Consider the following 17,386-nt stretch of genomic DNA (forward strand, 5'->3'; position numbering starts at 1 on the left):
TAGGGCGAAGGAGTTTATTGATAAATCTACTTTCCTTTGTTTTTTATTATTCTATTTCCTATTTTTTTAATTTTCTCAGGCATTGCGTAATAGAAAAATTCCATCTGAGCCTGAAGCCAACTTAGTTTAAGCTCAACAGGTTTTTTCCTGTATTCTTCAATTTGCTCTTTAGTTTTATAGTAAAGAAGTGGACTTTTTTGGTCTTTATTCATCTTGCTCATTTTCCCATTCTTCCATGATTTTTCTTAAATAAAAAACATCTGCCTCATCCTGAATTCTTCCTGTTTTCTCTTTCATTTCAATCAATACATCAATCGGAATAATCGGGATAACTGTTTCACCGAACTTTATCTCCCTTTTTCTTCTATAAACTTCTGAAAAATCAAAGAGTTCCTCAATTAGTATGTCTATGATAAAGAAAGGTGCTTTTTCATCATAGAGGCTGAAAACTGTCATATTTTTATTTCTTTTCCATTCCTGCCGTTTTTCTGGACTGATTAACTCTTCAATTTTAACAGGTATTTTAGGTTTCAATGCCAATTTTTTAACAACTTTTACAAATTTTTTTAAGTTTTCCTCATCAAGCCTTAATACAAGATCTATATCTGCCGTAGCTCTCTCAATTCCATACAGATTTACAGCAATCCCTCCACATAAAAGATACTCAACTTTTTCTTGATTCAGTGAGTCAAATAACTTTTTGAAAAGTTCCATATTTAAATTTTACTCAATTACTCAAGTATAAATTCCACAATTTTTTCACCAAGGAGTTATAATTACCTATACAAAATATTATCAGAGAATTAAAAAAGCTTTTAAGGCTCAAAAAATATCTAACTTAGCAGCAGTTTATCTTTGTAGCTCTGTTGCCATAGGTTTATTAAGAGAAGACAGTAATATAGATATTGCCATGTTCTTTTTGATTTATGAATCAAAAAGTTAGGCAATACAGAATAGAATTTCAAAACATAGTAATAAGAGAATACTATGATTTCGTTCCACATTATATGAATGAAGTAAAAAAGAGATATGAATATGCACAGAAAGCTTGAATATTTCTCAAAAATTGAAACAGTAGAGAATTTTCTCAAAAAATATTTGAGATAAGAAGATAAGTTCTTAGTGAGTAGACTTCTTGACAGCATTCATACTACATTAATAAATATGCCTTTTGATATTTTTCTTTTTATTTTAATAGGGCTATTGTTGAGAATTCTGCTTACGGCTGGTGGTGTTTCACCTGAAAAAATTGACTATGTCCGTGACAAAATAAACTACTTTGTTTTCTACTATATTATTCCCTTTGTATGTTTTAAAACAACCTATACAATGCCCTTCAGTCTAAGTCATTTGAAGATTTCATTGGTTGCTAATCTTACAATATTAAGCTGTGTTTTTTTATCTTGGATGATTTATAAGATAATTGCCTCAAGGAAAGAAATTGAAGATGAGGTCATCGGTTCTCTCATAATGTGCTCTGCTTTTGGAAATGTGCTTTATATTGGCTTGCCTGTTTTGACAAAGCTTTACGGAACAGAAGGAATGAGCTATGCTTTTACCTATGATTTTTTAGCAAGTACCCCTCTTACCTGGACCGTAGCTGTTGCAATCTGTATGAGATACGGTAGGGCAAAGAGTTTTAAACTGAGAGATTCTTTTTTAACGATTCTTAAAATTCCACCTATCTGGGGATTAGTAGTTGGGTTTCTGTTTAAAGAATTAAGCGTAAATCTATCAAAGGAGTTGATAGGTTTTTTGAATTTAATTTCTACCTATGTAACTATGCTTATGCTTTTGATTGTTGGACTATCGGTTAAAGTTGTTACTCCTGAAAAATTTAAAATATCTTTGCCAGCAATTGCTATAAAAGTTATCATAGCTCCGCTTTTTGCCTTATTTTATGGAAATATTGCTGGAGTTTCAGGTATTCCTCTGAATGTATGTATAATAGAGGCGGGTATGCCTTCCATGTTACTGAGCATGATTTTCGCAACTGCCTTCGGAGTTGACATGAGAACCTCTGTTGAGATGATATTTCTTACAACAATATGTTCACTAATTTTCCTCACTATATCCTTATGGTTCTTTTATTTTTAGAGAATTTTGAATATAATTAAGATTAAACCATAAACGAGGTAAATGTGTTTTTTCAAAAATTAATTAACAAATTGATGGCACTTATTGAGAAGTATCATCCCTTTAATCTTAGATATTTTAAGTTTATTGTCACCTTAGCAATGATATTACTTCTTGGAATGGTGCTTTTTCTTGGTTGGCTTTCAATAAAGAAAATAACAGAGATTGTTACAGAAGATTTTAACCAGCAACAGCTAATGTTAGCAAAACATGCGGCAAATCAGATTGAAAATTCAGTTGAGCTTTTAAAAAGAGAAATAACTTTGCTCAGCCTATCTCCAGCGATTCAGTATTCAGAAAAACCAGCGCTGATAAACAGAATGAATATTACTTTTTCAAGTGTAAAGTATGAAGGTGTAAGAGAGATAAAATTTCTTGAAAACAAGACAAAAAAAATATATAGAATTGTTGAGGGGAAAAAATGTGAAATTGGGAATATGCAGAAGGAAGATGAAGAATTTTTAAATTGGGCTTCAAAAGAAGAAAATAGAGGAGGAATATTTTTTACGGAAATCACTCATTGTAAAGAAGTTAAGAATTCTCAGTTACTTATCATGAAAATGGTTATTCCTGTCTGGCAGATATCCATAGATGAATCCCATCCTGTGCCTACTAATAAATTTTCAGGTGCTATTGTTTTTACTGTTGATGTTACATATTTAGTAAGCAAGGTAACAAAAAAAATTAAGTCTGGCAAAACTGGATATGCATGGGTAATTGACCATAAAGGAACATTTCTCTATCATGAGGAGCAAATGTTTGTAGGACAGAATGCTTTTGAAGCAAGAAAGGGGAAGAAACCGACTATATCTTTTGAGAGAATAAATGAAATTCAAAGAGATAAAATGCTAAGAGGAGAAGAAGGAACAAGTTGGTATATTTCCGGATGGCATAGAGGAGTGGAAGGAGAAATAAAAAAGCTCATTGCTTACTCGCCTATTAAACTTAAAGAAAGACCCCAGCCTGTTGTATGGTCTATAGCTGTTGTTGCACCAATAAGTGAGGTAGAGGGAGCAATTCACACTGTTCACATTCAGCAGATGGTTATTCAGGGAGTAATTGTAGTTATTATTCTATTTGGTGGACTTTTTATAAATTTCATTCTTGTTACTTGGTCAAATATTCTGGAAAGGGAAGTTGCTAAAAAAACAGCAGAGTTAAAAAAATCTGAGGAAAAATATAAGTCATTAATTGAAAATGCAGAGGATATTATTTTAGCCACAGACAGCGAAGGTAAAATTCTCTCAATAAATAAGTTTGGTGCTGAATTTTTTAAAAAACAGGAAATTGAACTATTAGGACAAAGTGTATCTGAAATTTTTTCTCCTGATGGACGTATTCTTGCGATAAATATAAAACAAATTTTTAAAACAGGAGAAAGTAGACAGATTACACACAGAGTTAAATCAGATACAAAAGAGTACTGGTTTAATACGAATTTAAGAGCTTTAAAGGATGAGACAGGGAACATCTATTCGGTATTAGGAATTGCTCGTGATATTACAGACAGAAAAAAAATGGAAGAACAGAGTTACTATACTGAAAAATTGGCTTCTCTTGGAACTCTTGCTGCGGGGGTTGCTCATGAAATAAATAACCCTCTTGCAATAATCTTAGGTTTTACAGATATTTTGCTTGAAAAAACTTCTCCAGAATCTCAGGAATATGACATTTTAAAAACAATTGAAAAACAGGCAACAAATGCCAAAAGAATAGTGGAAAATCTTCTCAGTTTTGTGAGACACAAAGAGCATAAGGAACAGATTGTTAATATTAACGAATGTATTGAGACAGTTCTTGATGTAATGAATAACACGATAAGTCTAAATAACATAGAATTAAAAAAGCAGTTACAACAGGATTTACCCTATGTAAAAGGTGATGCTGGAGAACTCCAGCAGGTTTTCTTTAATATAATCAACAATGCTATTTATGTTATGAAGGGTGGCGGGGTTTTGACAGTATCAACAAAATACGATGGTCACTGGCTTGAAGTTTGTATTTCCGATACAGGATGCGGAATAAGCAAAGAACATAGACAGAGAATTTTTGACCCTTTCTTCACCACAAAAGAGGTAGGTAAGGGCACTGGACTTGGTTTATGGGTGTCCTATAACATTATAAAGAAGCATAATGGTATAATTACTTTTGAAACAAGAACAAAAGAAGAGGCAGAAGAAACGGGAACAAAATTTATAATAAGATTACCAGCAGCAAAGGAATAGAAAGGGAGGGAAGGATGGCAGAGAAAATTTTAATAGTTGATGATGAACCAGATATGTTAAAGCTTCTCAGCATGATTCTCAGAGAAAAAACTCCTTATGAGATAACAACTACGAATAATCCCATTGAAGCAGTTGAGTTGGCAAAAAAAGGTGATTTTGATCTTGTCATAACAGACCTTAAAATGCCAGGGCTTGATGGATTGCAACTCCTTGAAGAAGTTAAAAAACGTGATGAAGATGTGCCTGTAATAATAATCACAGCTTATGGAACAATTGATGCAGCTACAGAAGCAATAGAAAAAGGTGGCTTTGATTTCATAACAAAACCATTTAAAAAAGAGCAGATTCTTTTTACTATAGAAAAGGCTCTTAAATGGTTAAGAGTTCAGCGGGAAAACAAAATGCTAAAAGAAAAACTTAAAGAAGGTTTATGATATTCACTTTTTCTTTATTTAAAAAGTTGTTGGTTTTTTGTTTTGTTATTCAATCAAACTTTCTGAAATTACTAAATATCCTTAATATGTTTTTTAATGAAGTCTTCTGTGTACATTTGAGCAATAGCATCGTTAAATAAAACCATGTCAAGCTGTTTTGTATAGGCAGTAAGTTTTCCTAAAACTTCAAGTCTTTTTTCTATTTCTGGTATGCTATACTTGGTCAGCAATGCATCAATTACATCTTCTTTTACCATGACTCTGAATGCCATCTTCTTTAAGATTGTTGTTATTAAATTTACTCTTCTTAATCTTCTGTCAAGTGCTGCACCACCACCCTTAAAAAAGAATTTGATGTAATTATCATTTATATTTTCTCCTGTATAAGCTTCAATCATTGAAAAATGATATCCCAGCCTGATACTAAAATTGACATAGTTTTTAGTTACAATGCAGAAGCTTTTTTTAGCAGTTTCCATTAACTGTTCTTCGGGAATAGATACTGTATGTGCTACCATTTCAAAAAATCCCTTCGCATCAACAGGTGGAGGTCCGGGCCATTGCATAGACTGCATTCCTCTTAAAATAGCCTGAAGAGGAATTGAATATACATCTTCAGGAGTAGCTTTTTTGATTCCTTCTTTTAATCCACCTTCAATATCAAGCACTAAAATCCCAATTGGAATACCTGCTATCAAAGGTACAGCATGATGTTCGCTGTCATATCTATCCCACATGGTAAACATTTCATACATAACCATCTCATGACAGAATCTTGTAATGTCATGATAGGTTTTGCATTTTTCAGGCTTAAAGTCTTCGCTGGTTGGGTCTACAAGGTTTAAGGGAACTATTAATTTTAGAACTCTCTCAAGAGTCTTAAATAATAAAGTTTCCTTGAAAGGTTCTTTGGTTTTTTTATAAGCTTCTATTAACTCTTCTACCTTTCCTTCATAAATTATGCAATTTGTAGCATCTACTGTTATTTCCTGCCCATCTTTAATAGTCTTTGTTGCTATTTCAGTATTAATTAATGTGGGTATATTGTACTCTCTTGACAAAGATGCCATATGACCAGTAGGACTTCCTATATCAGTTACAATAGCAGAAGCTTTATTCATTATGATTACATATCTTGGATTGGTATGCTTTGCTACTAAAACAGCACCTTCGGGAAAATTTTGTAAATCATCTTCTGTTTTGAGGACAAAAGCCTTGCCATAGCCCACACCTTTACAGGCTGTGATACCTCTATCAAGAAGAATATTATAATCTTTGATTCTTGTAGGCAGATAAACCTTTGATTCAGTTTTTTTCTCAAGTATTCTCAAAGGTCTTGCTTGTAATATAAAAATACTTCCATCTTCATCAATTACCCATTCAATATCCTGTGGAGATTCATAGTAATTTTCAATCTGAATCGCTATTTTTGAAAGTGCAAGAGCCTCTTGTTCTTCTAAGGAGAATTCATCACTGCCATTGGGTAATGTAATTTCTTCAATATCACCTTCTTCCTTACATATGAGCATAATATTCTGTTTACTCGGAATTTTTTCTATAAGTTTAAGTTCAGGTTTTCTTGAAATCACATAGGTTTCAGCATTTACAGCACCGTCAACTATTAATTTTCCAAGTCCTTTAACTGCATTAATTATAATGTTATTGCTGTCAGGATTGTTAGGATTTTTAGAATACATAACTCCACCAGCTCTGGCATTAACCATTCTTAATACGCCAACTGCCATAACCATCTCATTTTCTGAAAAACCTTTTGTTTTGTAGTAAAAAATTGCTCTTCTATTAAAAAGACTTGCCACTACTTTTTTATAGTAATGGCTAATAAGATTCTCTGGTACATTTAAATAGGTAGAGTACTGCCCTGCGAAACTGTAATCAGAGTCTTCATGAATGGCACTACTTCTTACTGAGACCATGCATTTTTTCCCTGTTTTTTCTGATAACTCTTTATAAGCTGTTCGTATAGAATTTTCAATTTCTTCAGGAAGTTGTGAATTTATAATTAGTTCCTGAATTTCCCTGCTTCCTCTTTCAATTTCTTCAATTTTATTAATATCAATACTGTTTATTATCTCAGAGATTTTTCCTCTTAATTGGGTATTTTCTAAAAATTTGATAAATGCGTAAGAGGTTATAACAAATCCATCAGGAGTTGGCAAATTAAGATTATTTTTTAACTCAGCAAGATGGGCAATTTTGCCTCCTGCAATGGTTAAAGAATCCTTTGAAAGTTTTTCAATAGGAATAACAAAATCTGTAACAGGAATATCAATTTTTGAAGTAAGTGTTTTTTCTATATTTTCATAAATTTCTCTTTGAACTTGCTCTAATACCTTATATTTCCCGTCAGAGAGGGCATTAAGATTTTTTATTATATCTTCAACGCCCTCTGATATTGATTGAACACTTGTTTTTATGTAATGCATATCAAAAAGATACTCACCAGAGAGCTTTTCTTCAAGGTCTGCCATAAGACTCAAAACATGATTATTGCTGTTTAGGACTTTCTGGAAATAGGAGTATTTTTCTTTCAAAAGTTCTTTCAATTTTTCTTTCTCCTCTGTTTTTGCCCTTGATTTAAAAAACCTGAATAAATCTATCATTCCTAATTATAAACGATTTTAATCGCTTTATAATATATTTTTTTTTGACAAAGTTTTTTATTGTAAGTATGATATATAAAATTACAATGTTACATTATAACAATATAATAATGTAATAACAATATGATAAGGAGTAAAAATGGTTGAGTTAATTAGTAGGGACGAGCATGAAAAGCTATATCTTCAACTATTTGATATCCTGAGAAGGAAAATTGAAAGTAAAGAGTGGACCCCGGGTATGCAGATACCAACAGAGGATCAACTCTGCAAAATGTTTAATGTAAGCAGAGCAACTGTAAGAAATGCTGTTTTGGAACTTGTAAGACAGGGATATCTCATCAGGCAACAGGGTAAAGGAACTTTTGTAAGTAGCAATTATATTTCAGAAGGTTTGATAATGACAACGGTATTTAAAAAGCTCTGGGTTGAAGATGATGCTTTATTTAATAAGGAAATTCTTGCAAAAACAGTTATGATGCCTGTGGGAAATTTAAGTAAAGAGTTGCATATACCGGAAAACAGACATGTTATATATGTAAAAGTGAGATGGCTCATTGAGAATGAACCATCAATTCTTCAGGAATCCTTTGTGCCTTTTAATATTTGTCCTCATTTACTTGAAGAAGATATTGAAAACCAGTCAATAATTGACCTCTTTGAAAAGAAATATAGCATAAAAACAACAAAAGTCTTAAATTATTTTGATCTATCAATTTTAAATAAAGAAACTGCCCAGTCTTTACAGGTTCCTGAAAACACCCATGCAATAGAGATGATACAGAAGGTTTTTTCAGGTGATACGGTTGTTCTTTTAAGCAAATTTTATAAAAAAAATGATGGAAATAAATTATTTATTGCTTTTCAAAGAAAAGCATTATAAACCTTAGGAGGTGGGGTATGTCAGATGGAAAATTAGTAAAGGATGTTATGATGGGAATATTTGAGTATCCTCATATTCCCTACTGGTTCAGCATTGAACAGGCTATCAAAGTTGTAAAGGCTTCTTTTATTCAGCCAAGTAAACACACAGACCCTCTCGCAGTGCTTGTATTTGATGAAAAGTATAATCTTCTTGGAACTATTACTCTCAAGGATATTTTAAGAGGACTTGAGCCTTCATTTCTTAAACCACCAGCAAAAGCACAGGTTCCAGAAGAAGAAAAAACAGGGCTCAGTGTTGTCTGGGATAGCCTTTTTACTCAGGAATCAAAAAAACTTGCTCAGAAACCTGTAAGTGAAATCATGGTTCCTGCAAAACATTTTGTTGACCCTTCAGACCCTGTTACAAAGGCTGCTTATCTTATGATTCATTTTGACCTACCTGTGCTGCCAGTAATTGAAGACAAAAAGAAATTTGTGGGCATAGTAAGAATGGTTGAAGTATTTGACACAATCTCAGAAGAAATAATCAAGGAATAGGAGGAGGAAATGGCTGAGAAAAAAAGACCAGAAGGTTTACCTGAACCACCACCAGAAATCTATGTAGCAAAGGAAAAGAGAAAAATTCCATGGAAAAGAATATTTTTTATCTTCTTAGGGCTTGCCTTTTTTCTGGGAATTTACTTTTCGCCTGCTTGGCCCGATGCTGTTGACCCAATGGGCAAGCACTTCCCCTTAACAAAGGAAGCAAAAGGTGCAATAGCTTTATTTTTACTTGCAGGTATATGGTGGGTTTTTGAAGTAGTTCCCATAGGTGTTACAAGTATAGCCATAGGTGTTTTTCAGGCAATATTTGCAATTCGTTCAGCAAAGGATGCTTTCCGTGATTTTATGGACCCTTCTGTTATGTTTATCTTCGGTTCAGTTGTTGTAGGACTCGCTTTCACAAAAACAGGACTTACGAAACGTTTAGCATACAATATGCTTAATGTAGTTGGTGAAAGAACCAGCATGATTGTTCTTGGTGCTTTGGTTGTTACCGCCGGACTTGCTCACTTAATGGCACATACTGCAGCCGCAGCTACCGTTTTTCCAATTCTTCTTGCCATAAATGCCCTCTATGGTGAAGGTGATAAACCAACAAAGTTTGGTAAAGCACTCTTTATAGGGATGGCTTATGCAGCGGGTGCTGGAAGTATTATTACTTTTCTTGGTGCAGCCCGTGGTCCTGCAGCAGCAGGTATGTTTAAGGAATTTACAGGAAGAGACATTGGATTTTTTGAGCTTACAAAATATATGTTCCTCATTGGTTGGATAATGGTTTTTCTCATCTGGGTTTATCTCATGATATTCCTTAAACCTGAAAAAAGTATTATTCCAGGACTTAGAGACAAAGTAAAGACCATGATGAAAGAACTTGGACCCATGACAGGACAGGAAAAATTTGTCATAATTTGCGTTCTTGCTGTTATTGCTGTAATGTCTCTTCAATCCTTTGTTCCTGCCCTTAAACCTCTTGACCGCTCTGCCATAATGCTCTGTTCAACTCTTCTTTTCTTCCTTACCGGTGTTCTTACAATAAAAGAACTTGAAGAGATTCCATGGAACATCATACTTCTTTTCAGTGGTGCAATGAGTATTGGTTTTTGTCTCTGGAAAACAGGCGCTGCTCAGTGGATGGCAGTTAACTGGCTCGTAATGTTTCAGCAAGCACCATGGATTATATTTGTTCTTGGTATAGCCACCTTTGTTCTCATAATGACCAATTTCATAATGAATGTGGCAGCAATAGCCATATCCCTACCTGTTTCTCTTGTTATTGCTCAATATCTTGGTGTAGCACCTGATGTAATACTTTATGCTTCTTTGGTGACAGCAGGAATGCCCTTTGTGTTACTTATTGGTGCAGCTCCTAATGCCATCTCCTATCAATCAGGGCAGTTTACACCTGGAGAGTTTTTCAAACACGGTATTACAATGAGTATTGTCCTGATTTTAGTTCTTGCCGTATTTCTCGTTACAGTATGGCCCCTTTTGGGAATGCCCATACTTTTAAAGTAGGAGTAGGATTATGATTATAAAACCAATTTTAGATAGGATTTTCGGAAAATTCTATAAAGAGTATGACTTCCTCAAAAAATCCTATGATGTTCTTAAGGGTTATGGCTTTACAGATGATAACGCCATAGCCTCGGTCTGTATCTGCAGGGACGAAATTTCCCAGACTGTAAGAAGTCATGTAAAGAGGATGTGGGGTGAGGCATTTAATTTCTCCAGTCTTGCCGGACTTTTCACAGCCGGCAAGACTGGTCTTAAAGCCTTTATAAGTCATGCTCCAAAGATTGATGGAAAAGAGCGTTATGTATTCTATGCCTTTTCCCATATTGCCATTGATGAAAACGAAAACATGGGGGTATGTAAAAGAAAGGGACTTGAAAAATCTCATGCCTGTGGGGCTCTATGCCTTTTTCTTAATGAACTCAGTGGTGGGAAAATAAACATAAGACTTGATGAAGAGGACATTGAGGAAAGTCTTCTTAAAAGAAGAATTTTAAGGGAACTTAAATACGGTGAAGTTCCTGACCTTCTTACCCTTACAAAAATCACTTTAAAAGTTATTGTTGAGGATTTAGAAAACATAATTGAAAAGGTTGTGGACTCTAAAAAAGCTGACTATGCTGTAATTTCTGGAATTCAAATACATGGTCCTGAAGAAAACTACATAGTGCCAGATGAAGCTTATGTTGTTGTTGATGGTGAAAAGAAAAAATTAGAGATTTAAGGAGGAGTCATGAAAAAGCTGCTTTTAATGTCTTTTTTTCTTCTGCTTATTTTTAATTTCTCAGCCTTTGCCTCTGAAGCAGAAAAATCAAAAGAAAATGTTGACATATTTTATATTTCAGGCTCAATTCTTGATTCCCATAAAGAGCCTGTAAGAGATGCTGAGATAAGTTTGCTTGTAAATGGAAAGCCTCATAAGTTAATTACAGACCATAAAGAAACGGATAAAACTTTGACGTCTTCACACGGAACTTTCCAGATGAACTTCCATCTTCCACAGGGTGGGATTGATAAAGCAAAAATAGAAATTGAAATTGTAAAAAGTTCCTACAAAAGAACAACAATTGAGTTTAAAAAGGAGAATTTCGCTCAAAAAGGAAATGAGTTTTATTTAAGTAAAGACATAATAGTTCAACGCCATCTCGGACCAGCTTTCTGGATTGCAACAGCTGTCTTCTTACTTGCCTATGCTCTTATATCCTTTGAACTTCTTCACAGAACTGTGGCTGCTATGATAGGTGCAGCCACTATGCTAATACTTACCTACACTCTTGGAACTTTCAATCCAGAGTTTCACATAATCTCCTTTGAGAGAGCTATTCAGGCAATTGATATGAATGTCATCTTTCTTTTGATGGGTATGATGATTATCATTGGTGTGCTTAAACATACAGGAGTTTTCCAGTGGTGTGCCTACATGTCTTATAAGATTGCAAGAGGAAATATTATGATTCTTGCTGTTATATCTTGCTTTTTTATAGCATTCACCTCTGCTTTTCTTGATAATGTTACAACAATGCTACTTTACACTCCAGTTCTTATTGAGATTGCCATAGCCCTTAAGATTAATCCTTTATCTCTCTTAATTCCTGGAATCATGGCATCAAATGTAGGTGGAACAGCAACCCTTATAGGTGACCCACCAAACATAATGATTGGCTCATACACAGGACTTACTTTCATGCAGTTTGTCTACGCTCTTACACCTGTATGTATTATAGTTATGCTTGTTCTTGTTTTCTATAATAAATTTTTCTATTCCAAGGAATACAAAAAAGGCAAAGTTGATGATATTAATGCATTTATCAGCTACTTAAGGGAAGAATACAAAATCACAGACAAAACCCTTCTTGGATATGGACTTTTCATAATGGCTCTTGTTGTGTCATTCTTTGCAACTCACGGTTTCTGGCATATGGAGGTGTCAATTCCTGCACTTTTTGGAGCGGGTGTTCTCTTTACCTACGCAGTTTTAACGAAGAAAGTAAAGATGCTTGAGCTGATTGAAAAAGACATTGAATGGCCCACTTTGCTTTTCTTTATCTTTCTATTTATCATTGTTGGAGCAGTAGAAGAAGCAGGACTACTTGCTGTCATTGCAGACTGGGTTCATAATTTATCAGCAGGAAATTTAACTGTTGCGATATGTTTGATACTTTGGGTCTCTGCCATAATGAGCGCTTTTGTTGACAACATTCCGTTCACTGCTACAATGCTTCCTATTGTAGCCTATCTTACAAAGGTGATACCTGGAGCAGAAAGTAATGTTCTCTGGTGGGCACTGGCTCTTGGCGCATGCCTCGGTGGAAACGGAACATTGATAGGTGCTTCTGCTAATGTTGTTACAATAGGAATTGCTGAGTCTGCAGGGCATAAGATAAGCTTCTTTGGTTTCATGAAATATGCCTTTTTATATATGATAATTAGTGTAGCCATCTGCAATGTATGGCTATTGCTTTTCTACTAAAAAGGAGGTTGGAAAATGATAAACTGTCCCTTTGAAAAAGTTTTACTTCCTGTTGACAGAAGTGAAAACTCCTTGAGAGCAATAAAATTTGCTGGGGCTTTACTTTCGGGAGTTGATTCTTCAGAAGTCACGCTTCTTTATGTAATGACAGGAGGGTATCTAAGTGAAAGAATGAAAAATATTGATTTCAGGGCAGAGTTGATAAAAGAAACGCAGACTTTCAAAAAAATTCGTGAAAAACACATTGAGGAAAACATAATACCTTTTCTGACAGAATATGAAGATAATCTTAAGAAATCAGGGTTTAAAGGAACTTTATCAAAATTAGTTGAAGAAGGTGAAGCAGGAAATAAAATCATTGAGGTTGCGACCCGTGAAAAATTCCAAACAGTAATTATGGCAAGAAGAGGAATGTCAGAGTGGAAGGGATATATTCTTGGGAGTGTTTCAAACAAGGTAATTCATGGTTTGCTCAATCAAAATATTTACATTGTAGGACAGAAGATAACAGAAAATCCCTTATCCCACATTCTACTTCCTGTGGATGGTTCAGAATATTCAATGAAGGCAGTGCAGCATGCAGCATGTCTTGCAAAACAAGTAAAGGCTATACAAAAAATTACAATTCTAAGAGTAATTAATGTATCTCTCTATCTTGAAAGAGTAAGACAAGGAATTGACCCTGAGGCAGAAGCAGAAGAAACTCTTTCAAAAGCAAAGAAAATTCTTACAGATGAAGGGGTTGAAACTGGATTAATTGAAACTAAGAGTGTTGTAGGATTTCCAAAAGATGAAATCATCAAGGAAGTGCAAGAATTTGGCTATAATCTTGTCATAATGGGACGTAAAGGGAGGTCTGCAATTAAAGACATTGTATTAGGGGGTGTAAGCTCATCAGTTCTAAATAACTGTTTTGAACAGACCATTGCAATAATTAATCAGTAGGTAATCAAATTGGAAAAACTGAAAATTCTTCTTGTTGATGATGAGGTTGATTTTGTAACTACTCTCTCGGAGAGACTTTCTATGAGGGAGTATGATGTAAAATTTGCTACATCTTCTATTGAAGCAATGCCTCTTTTTTACAGTTATTCTCCACATCTCATTATTCTTGATATAAGAATGCCTGAGATGAATGGAATAGAGTTTCTGAAGTTGATAAAAAAAATCAATCCAGCTACTGAAGTCATAATGCTTACTGCTTATGGAGATGTAAAATATGTTGAGGAGGCTATGAAAGAGGGAGCGCTGGAATATATAATTAAACCAATTGATATAAAAGAGCTTATAATAAAGATTGAGAGAGTTAGAGAAAAAATTAAACAAAGGGGGTAATTTCAGATGTCAAATGAGGAGCTTAAGGCAAATGTTTTATTGGTAGATGATGAAGAACAGTTTTTGAAAGTGGTTTCACAGAGACTTGGTATGAGAGGACTCAAGGTAGAAGCTGCTACAACTGGTGAAGAAGCAATTAAAAAGGCTGATCAAAGGGACTTTGATGCAATTATTCTTGACCTTGTAATGCCTGGGAAAAGTGGGATAGAAGTTTTAAAAGAGATAAAAGCTAAACATCCTGATTTACAGATAATTATTCTTACAGGACACGGGACAGTTGAAGCAGGAGTTGAGGCAATCAAAGAAGGAGCAATTGATTTTATGCAAAAGCCAGTTGATTTTGAAAAGCTTATGAAGAAAATAGAGGAGGCAAAAAACAAGAGATTTCTAATAATAGAGAAGAAACACGAGGAACATCTAAAAGAAATTCTTCAGAGTAAGCCTTGGTAGAGGGTAGGCTGGGTCGCTGCGACCCAGCCATATGGAGAAACATGCTGACTTCATTTAGACAACTAAGTATGATTTTCCTCTAATGCAATGTTCTTAGCATTAAGGAAATTAATGCTTTTTGAGTTCCTTTGCCAGATATATGATATAATTTTTAATAGTTTCATTCGTAAAATCTTATGATTGTTTTAATCAAGAGGAATAGAAAGGATGCAAAATTTTAAAAGTGTAATTTTTGCATGTACAAATAAAAGTCAAGAAGAATGTTTTGTCAGAAAACTTTTTGGCACAAACAAAATCTATAGTGATAAAGTATTGTCAATTGAAAAGGGCGACATTCTTTTTCTCCTCAACATAGATACTGACACTATTTTTGGTCCTTTTATAGCTGACTCTAAGGGAGGAAAAAATATTGTGCCTGAGGCTTGGCAGGGAAGATATCCCTATCAGGTGAAAGTTGTCACAAACGGAGAGATAAAATCATTAAAAAATGCAAAGCAAATTCTCTCAAAATTAAATATTGAATGGCAGACTCATATAGTTGACCGTAAAAAAACTCAAATTTTGCTCAATTTATTAGACAATCCTAATTTAGACCTAAGTATGATTAAGCTTCCGAAATCTGAGCAACACGAAAAACCCAGATTAGAAGCGACTACCTTGTGGGATTACCCCAAACAGAGTTATGGCAAAACCCCTAAGGGAAATAATAAATATCCAGGTGTCACACCTGCCTTTATTATATACAATCTTCTAAAAAGATACACAGAACCGGGAGACCTTGTTTTAGACCCTATGGCAGGTAGCGGAACAACTTTTGATGTATGTAGAGAAGAAGGAAGAAGATGCATAGCCTTTGATATCTCACCTACACGTTCAGAGATTATTCAAAATGACGCACGTAGTATTCCTCTTGATAATGAGTCTGTTGATATGATTTTCATTGATTCGCCATATGGAGATAACATCAGATACAATGAAAATCCAAATTGTATAGGTAAAATCTCTGCTGAAACAGAGGATTTCTATAATGAACTTGAGAAGGTTATGAAAGAATGCCATAGAGTTTTAAAACCTGGAAAGATTCTGGCATGGCTTATTGGTGACCAATGGGTAAAGAAAAAATTTACTCCGGTTGGCTTTAGAATATTTGAAAGGCTATGTAAATACTTTGAACCCGTTGATATAATCTGTGTAGTGAGAAGGGGGCAAACGTCAAATACTGGTGTTTGGTATAACCGCGCGATAAGATTTAACTTTTATTTGAGAGGGTTTAAATATCTTCATATCATGCGGAAACCCGATATAAAAACTAAAGAGAGTAAAACAAAGAGAAAAATAAATTGGACTCAATACGAAAGAAAAAATGAAGATAAATAAGCTTTTGAAGCTTTATGAAGATTACAAAGAAAAGTATGGAGATAAGGTTTACAACTATATCTCAGATTTGCTAAAAGAAGCTAAAAACATTCACAAGGAAGACTGGGAAAAATCTCCCACTCCAAACAGAGATCATGAACAGTCATGGAGGGCTTTTAAAGGTAAGAATTTAGAAAAATTAATACTTTACATAATAAAAGACCAAGTTGAAAGGCTTGGTCTGAAAATTGTAGAAGGAAATACGCTTGAGAGAAAAAGTAGTGAAAATTTAACTGAAGAATTAAACAGGGTTAAGAGGAATTTACTCATTCACTACGGAGAATTTGGTTCTCATCTTCCAGATGTTGATTTGATAATCTATAATCCAAAAAATTGCGAGGTTATTGCAGTAATATCAAGTAAAGTAACTTTGCGTGAAAGAATTGCTCAAACAGGGTATTGGAAATTAAAGCTATCCACTGATTGCGTTACAAAAAATATAAAAGTTTTCTTTATAACACCTGATGAAGATGGAACACTTACCAAGAAAATACCTGCCAAAAAAGGAAGAGCCATAGTAGAGGTTGATACTGATGGTTGTTATGTAATGAGTGATGTCAAGATTGAAGAATCAGATAAAGTAAAAAATTTTTCTAACTTCATTCAAGATTTAAAAAAGTTGCTGAACAACTAATTTTCCCTGAATTCTTTTCAAAAGAAAAAATCTGGGGAAAACACTTATTCTACTTCTAAAATCAGATAAAGAATTTTGACTTTAAACAAGGGAGGAGATTCCTCGGCTACTTCCGCAGCCTCGGAATGACGAGAAGTTTTGTCACCATAAAGGAAACTTCATTTTTGTTTTTTAGAAGTCACCTACATTGTGTTGTTAAAGATTTAATGAATTTGCTAAATGATACTCCATTGAATACACTAATTTCTGTCACCCTGACGCAAAGCCGAAGGGTCTCCTTTTCTGTTAAATTAGTTATGGTTTTTGAAATGATATCAATGTCCGCCTACATGTAAAAGTCCTGATGCAGCAAGTATTAAAATCAAGCATTCCGCCAAAGCAAATATGAAATAGGCTATATCTTTCTTTCTCAAAAAAATCGGTAGTATTCTAATATAACAAAGTATGGTTACAGCTCCGAGAAATGCTACAGGAACAAAGTTTAAAAAGTCTCCTTTTGTAACCATACTTAACCATGCCCAGCCAGCCTGAATTCCTGCAGAGGACAAATATTCATGAGCCTTTAGTTTCCAGTATTTAGGAAGGTCTGATATGGGTATCTGGGGAGAAAGTATTCCTGTAATATAAATTATGAATGTTATAATAAGCAAAAGAAGTCCTATTTTCATCCCACAGTCAAGCCATTTTGCATAGGCAATCTGTTCTTCTTTAATCTGATGTTTTGTCAT

At 34.2% G+C, this 17,386-nt stretch carries 18 protein-coding genes; 14 read left to right on the top strand and 4 right to left on the bottom strand.

Going from position 1 to position 17,386, the window contains the following annotated elements:
• Window positions 1–26: 26 nt before the first annotated feature.
• Window positions 27–221, bottom strand: a complete 195-nt coding sequence (locus THEYE_RS03570) for a hypothetical protein (RefSeq protein WP_012546041.1) — start codon at window positions 219–221, stop codon at window positions 27–29.
• Complete coding sequence (locus THEYE_RS03575) at window positions 205–714, bottom strand: nucleotidyl transferase AbiEii/AbiGii toxin family protein (RefSeq protein WP_012545294.1); 510 nt, start codon at window positions 712–714, stop codon at window positions 205–207. The genes THEYE_RS03570 and THEYE_RS03575 overlap by 17 nt, the downstream gene beginning before the upstream one ends.
• A gap of 212 nt (window positions 715–926) precedes the next feature.
• On the opposite strand from THEYE_RS03575, the gene THEYE_RS10555 reads away from it, so the two are divergent.
• The 4 genes from THEYE_RS10555 (at window position 927) to THEYE_RS03590 (ending at window position 4,795) form a co-directional block, all read left to right on the top strand.
• A complete protein-coding gene (locus THEYE_RS10555) occupies window positions 927–1,052 on the top strand; it encodes a hypothetical protein (protein WP_012546186.1) in 126 nt (41 codons plus the stop codon).
• Between the two features lie 70 nt (window positions 1,053–1,122).
• The gene (locus THEYE_RS03580; RefSeq protein WP_012545151.1) at window positions 1,123–2,097 is read left to right on the top strand and encodes an AEC family transporter; all 975 of its coding nucleotides are present in this window, start codon (window positions 1,123–1,125) and stop codon (window positions 2,095–2,097) included.
• Between the two features lie 44 nt (window positions 2,098–2,141).
• Complete coding sequence (locus THEYE_RS03585; protein WP_164924828.1) at window positions 2,142–4,361, top strand: sensor histidine kinase; 2,220 nt, start codon at window positions 2,142–2,144, stop codon at window positions 4,359–4,361.
• A 14-nt stretch (window positions 4,362–4,375) separates the two neighbouring features.
• On the top strand, window positions 4,376–4,795 hold the full coding sequence (locus tag THEYE_RS03590; protein ID WP_012546768.1) for a sigma-54-dependent transcriptional regulator: 420 nt from the start codon (window positions 4,376–4,378) through the stop codon (window positions 4,793–4,795).
• 71 nt (window positions 4,796–4,866) lie between these two features.
• On the opposite strand, the gene THEYE_RS03595 is transcribed toward THEYE_RS03590, so the two are convergent.
• A complete protein-coding gene (locus THEYE_RS03595; protein WP_012545874.1) occupies window positions 4,867–7,416 on the bottom strand; it encodes a PEP/pyruvate-binding domain-containing protein in 2,550 nt (849 codons plus the stop codon).
• A gap of 139 nt (window positions 7,417–7,555) precedes the next feature.
• On the opposite strand from THEYE_RS03595, the gene THEYE_RS03600 reads away from it, so the two are divergent.
• The 10 genes from THEYE_RS03600 (at window position 7,556) to THEYE_RS03645 (ending at window position 16,658) form a co-directional block, all read left to right on the top strand.
• Complete coding sequence (locus THEYE_RS03600) at window positions 7,556–8,296, top strand: GntR family transcriptional regulator (protein WP_012546517.1); 741 nt, start codon at window positions 7,556–7,558, stop codon at window positions 8,294–8,296.
• Window positions 8,297–8,313: 17 nt separating this feature from the next.
• The gene (locus THEYE_RS03605) at window positions 8,314–8,835 is read left to right on the top strand and encodes a CBS domain-containing protein (RefSeq protein ID WP_012545603.1); all 522 of its coding nucleotides are present in this window, start codon (window positions 8,314–8,316) and stop codon (window positions 8,833–8,835) included.
• A gap of 9 nt (window positions 8,836–8,844) precedes the next feature.
• Entirely contained in the window at window positions 8,845–10,356 is a 1,512-nt protein-coding gene (locus THEYE_RS03610) for an SLC13 family permease (protein ID WP_012546144.1), read from the top strand.
• A gap of 10 nt (window positions 10,357–10,366) precedes the next feature.
• A complete protein-coding gene (locus tag THEYE_RS03615) occupies window positions 10,367–11,077 on the top strand; it encodes an LCIB family protein (RefSeq protein ID WP_012544972.1) in 711 nt (236 codons plus the stop codon).
• Between the two features lie 9 nt (window positions 11,078–11,086).
• Complete coding sequence (locus THEYE_RS03620; protein WP_012546477.1) at window positions 11,087–12,823, top strand: ArsB/NhaD family transporter; 1,737 nt, start codon at window positions 11,087–11,089, stop codon at window positions 12,821–12,823.
• A gap of 15 nt (window positions 12,824–12,838) precedes the next feature.
• Entirely contained in the window at window positions 12,839–13,768 is a 930-nt protein-coding gene (locus THEYE_RS03625; protein ID WP_012545320.1) for a universal stress protein, read from the top strand.
• Between the two features lie 9 nt (window positions 13,769–13,777).
• The gene (locus tag THEYE_RS03630; protein WP_012545665.1) at window positions 13,778–14,158 is read left to right on the top strand and encodes a response regulator; all 381 of its coding nucleotides are present in this window, start codon (window positions 13,778–13,780) and stop codon (window positions 14,156–14,158) included.
• A gap of 6 nt (window positions 14,159–14,164) precedes the next feature.
• On the top strand, window positions 14,165–14,608 hold the full coding sequence (locus THEYE_RS03635; protein WP_012546418.1) for a response regulator: 444 nt from the start codon (window positions 14,165–14,167) through the stop codon (window positions 14,606–14,608).
• A 207-nt stretch (window positions 14,609–14,815) separates the two neighbouring features.
• On the top strand, window positions 14,816–15,985 hold the full coding sequence (locus THEYE_RS03640) for a DNA methyltransferase (protein ID WP_012546859.1): 1,170 nt from the start codon (window positions 14,816–14,818) through the stop codon (window positions 15,983–15,985).
• Window positions 15,972–16,658: a BsaWI family type II restriction enzyme gene (locus tag THEYE_RS03645; RefSeq protein ID WP_012545684.1), complete on the top strand. Its 687-nt coding sequence runs from the start codon at window positions 15,972–15,974 to the stop codon at window positions 16,656–16,658. The genes THEYE_RS03640 and THEYE_RS03645 overlap by 14 nt, the downstream gene beginning before the upstream one ends.
• 314 nt (window positions 16,659–16,972) lie before the next feature.
• On the opposite strand, the gene THEYE_RS03650 is transcribed toward THEYE_RS03645, so the two are convergent.
• Window positions 16,973–17,386 (bottom strand): hypothetical protein, encoded by a 414-nt coding sequence (locus THEYE_RS03650; protein ID WP_012545633.1) that lies wholly within the window; start codon window positions 17,384–17,386, stop codon window positions 16,973–16,975.

This window comes from Thermodesulfovibrio yellowstonii DSM 11347, from assembly GCF_000020985.1.
Taxonomy (GTDB): domain Bacteria; phylum Nitrospirota; class Thermodesulfovibrionia; order Thermodesulfovibrionales; family Thermodesulfovibrionaceae; genus Thermodesulfovibrio; species Thermodesulfovibrio yellowstonii.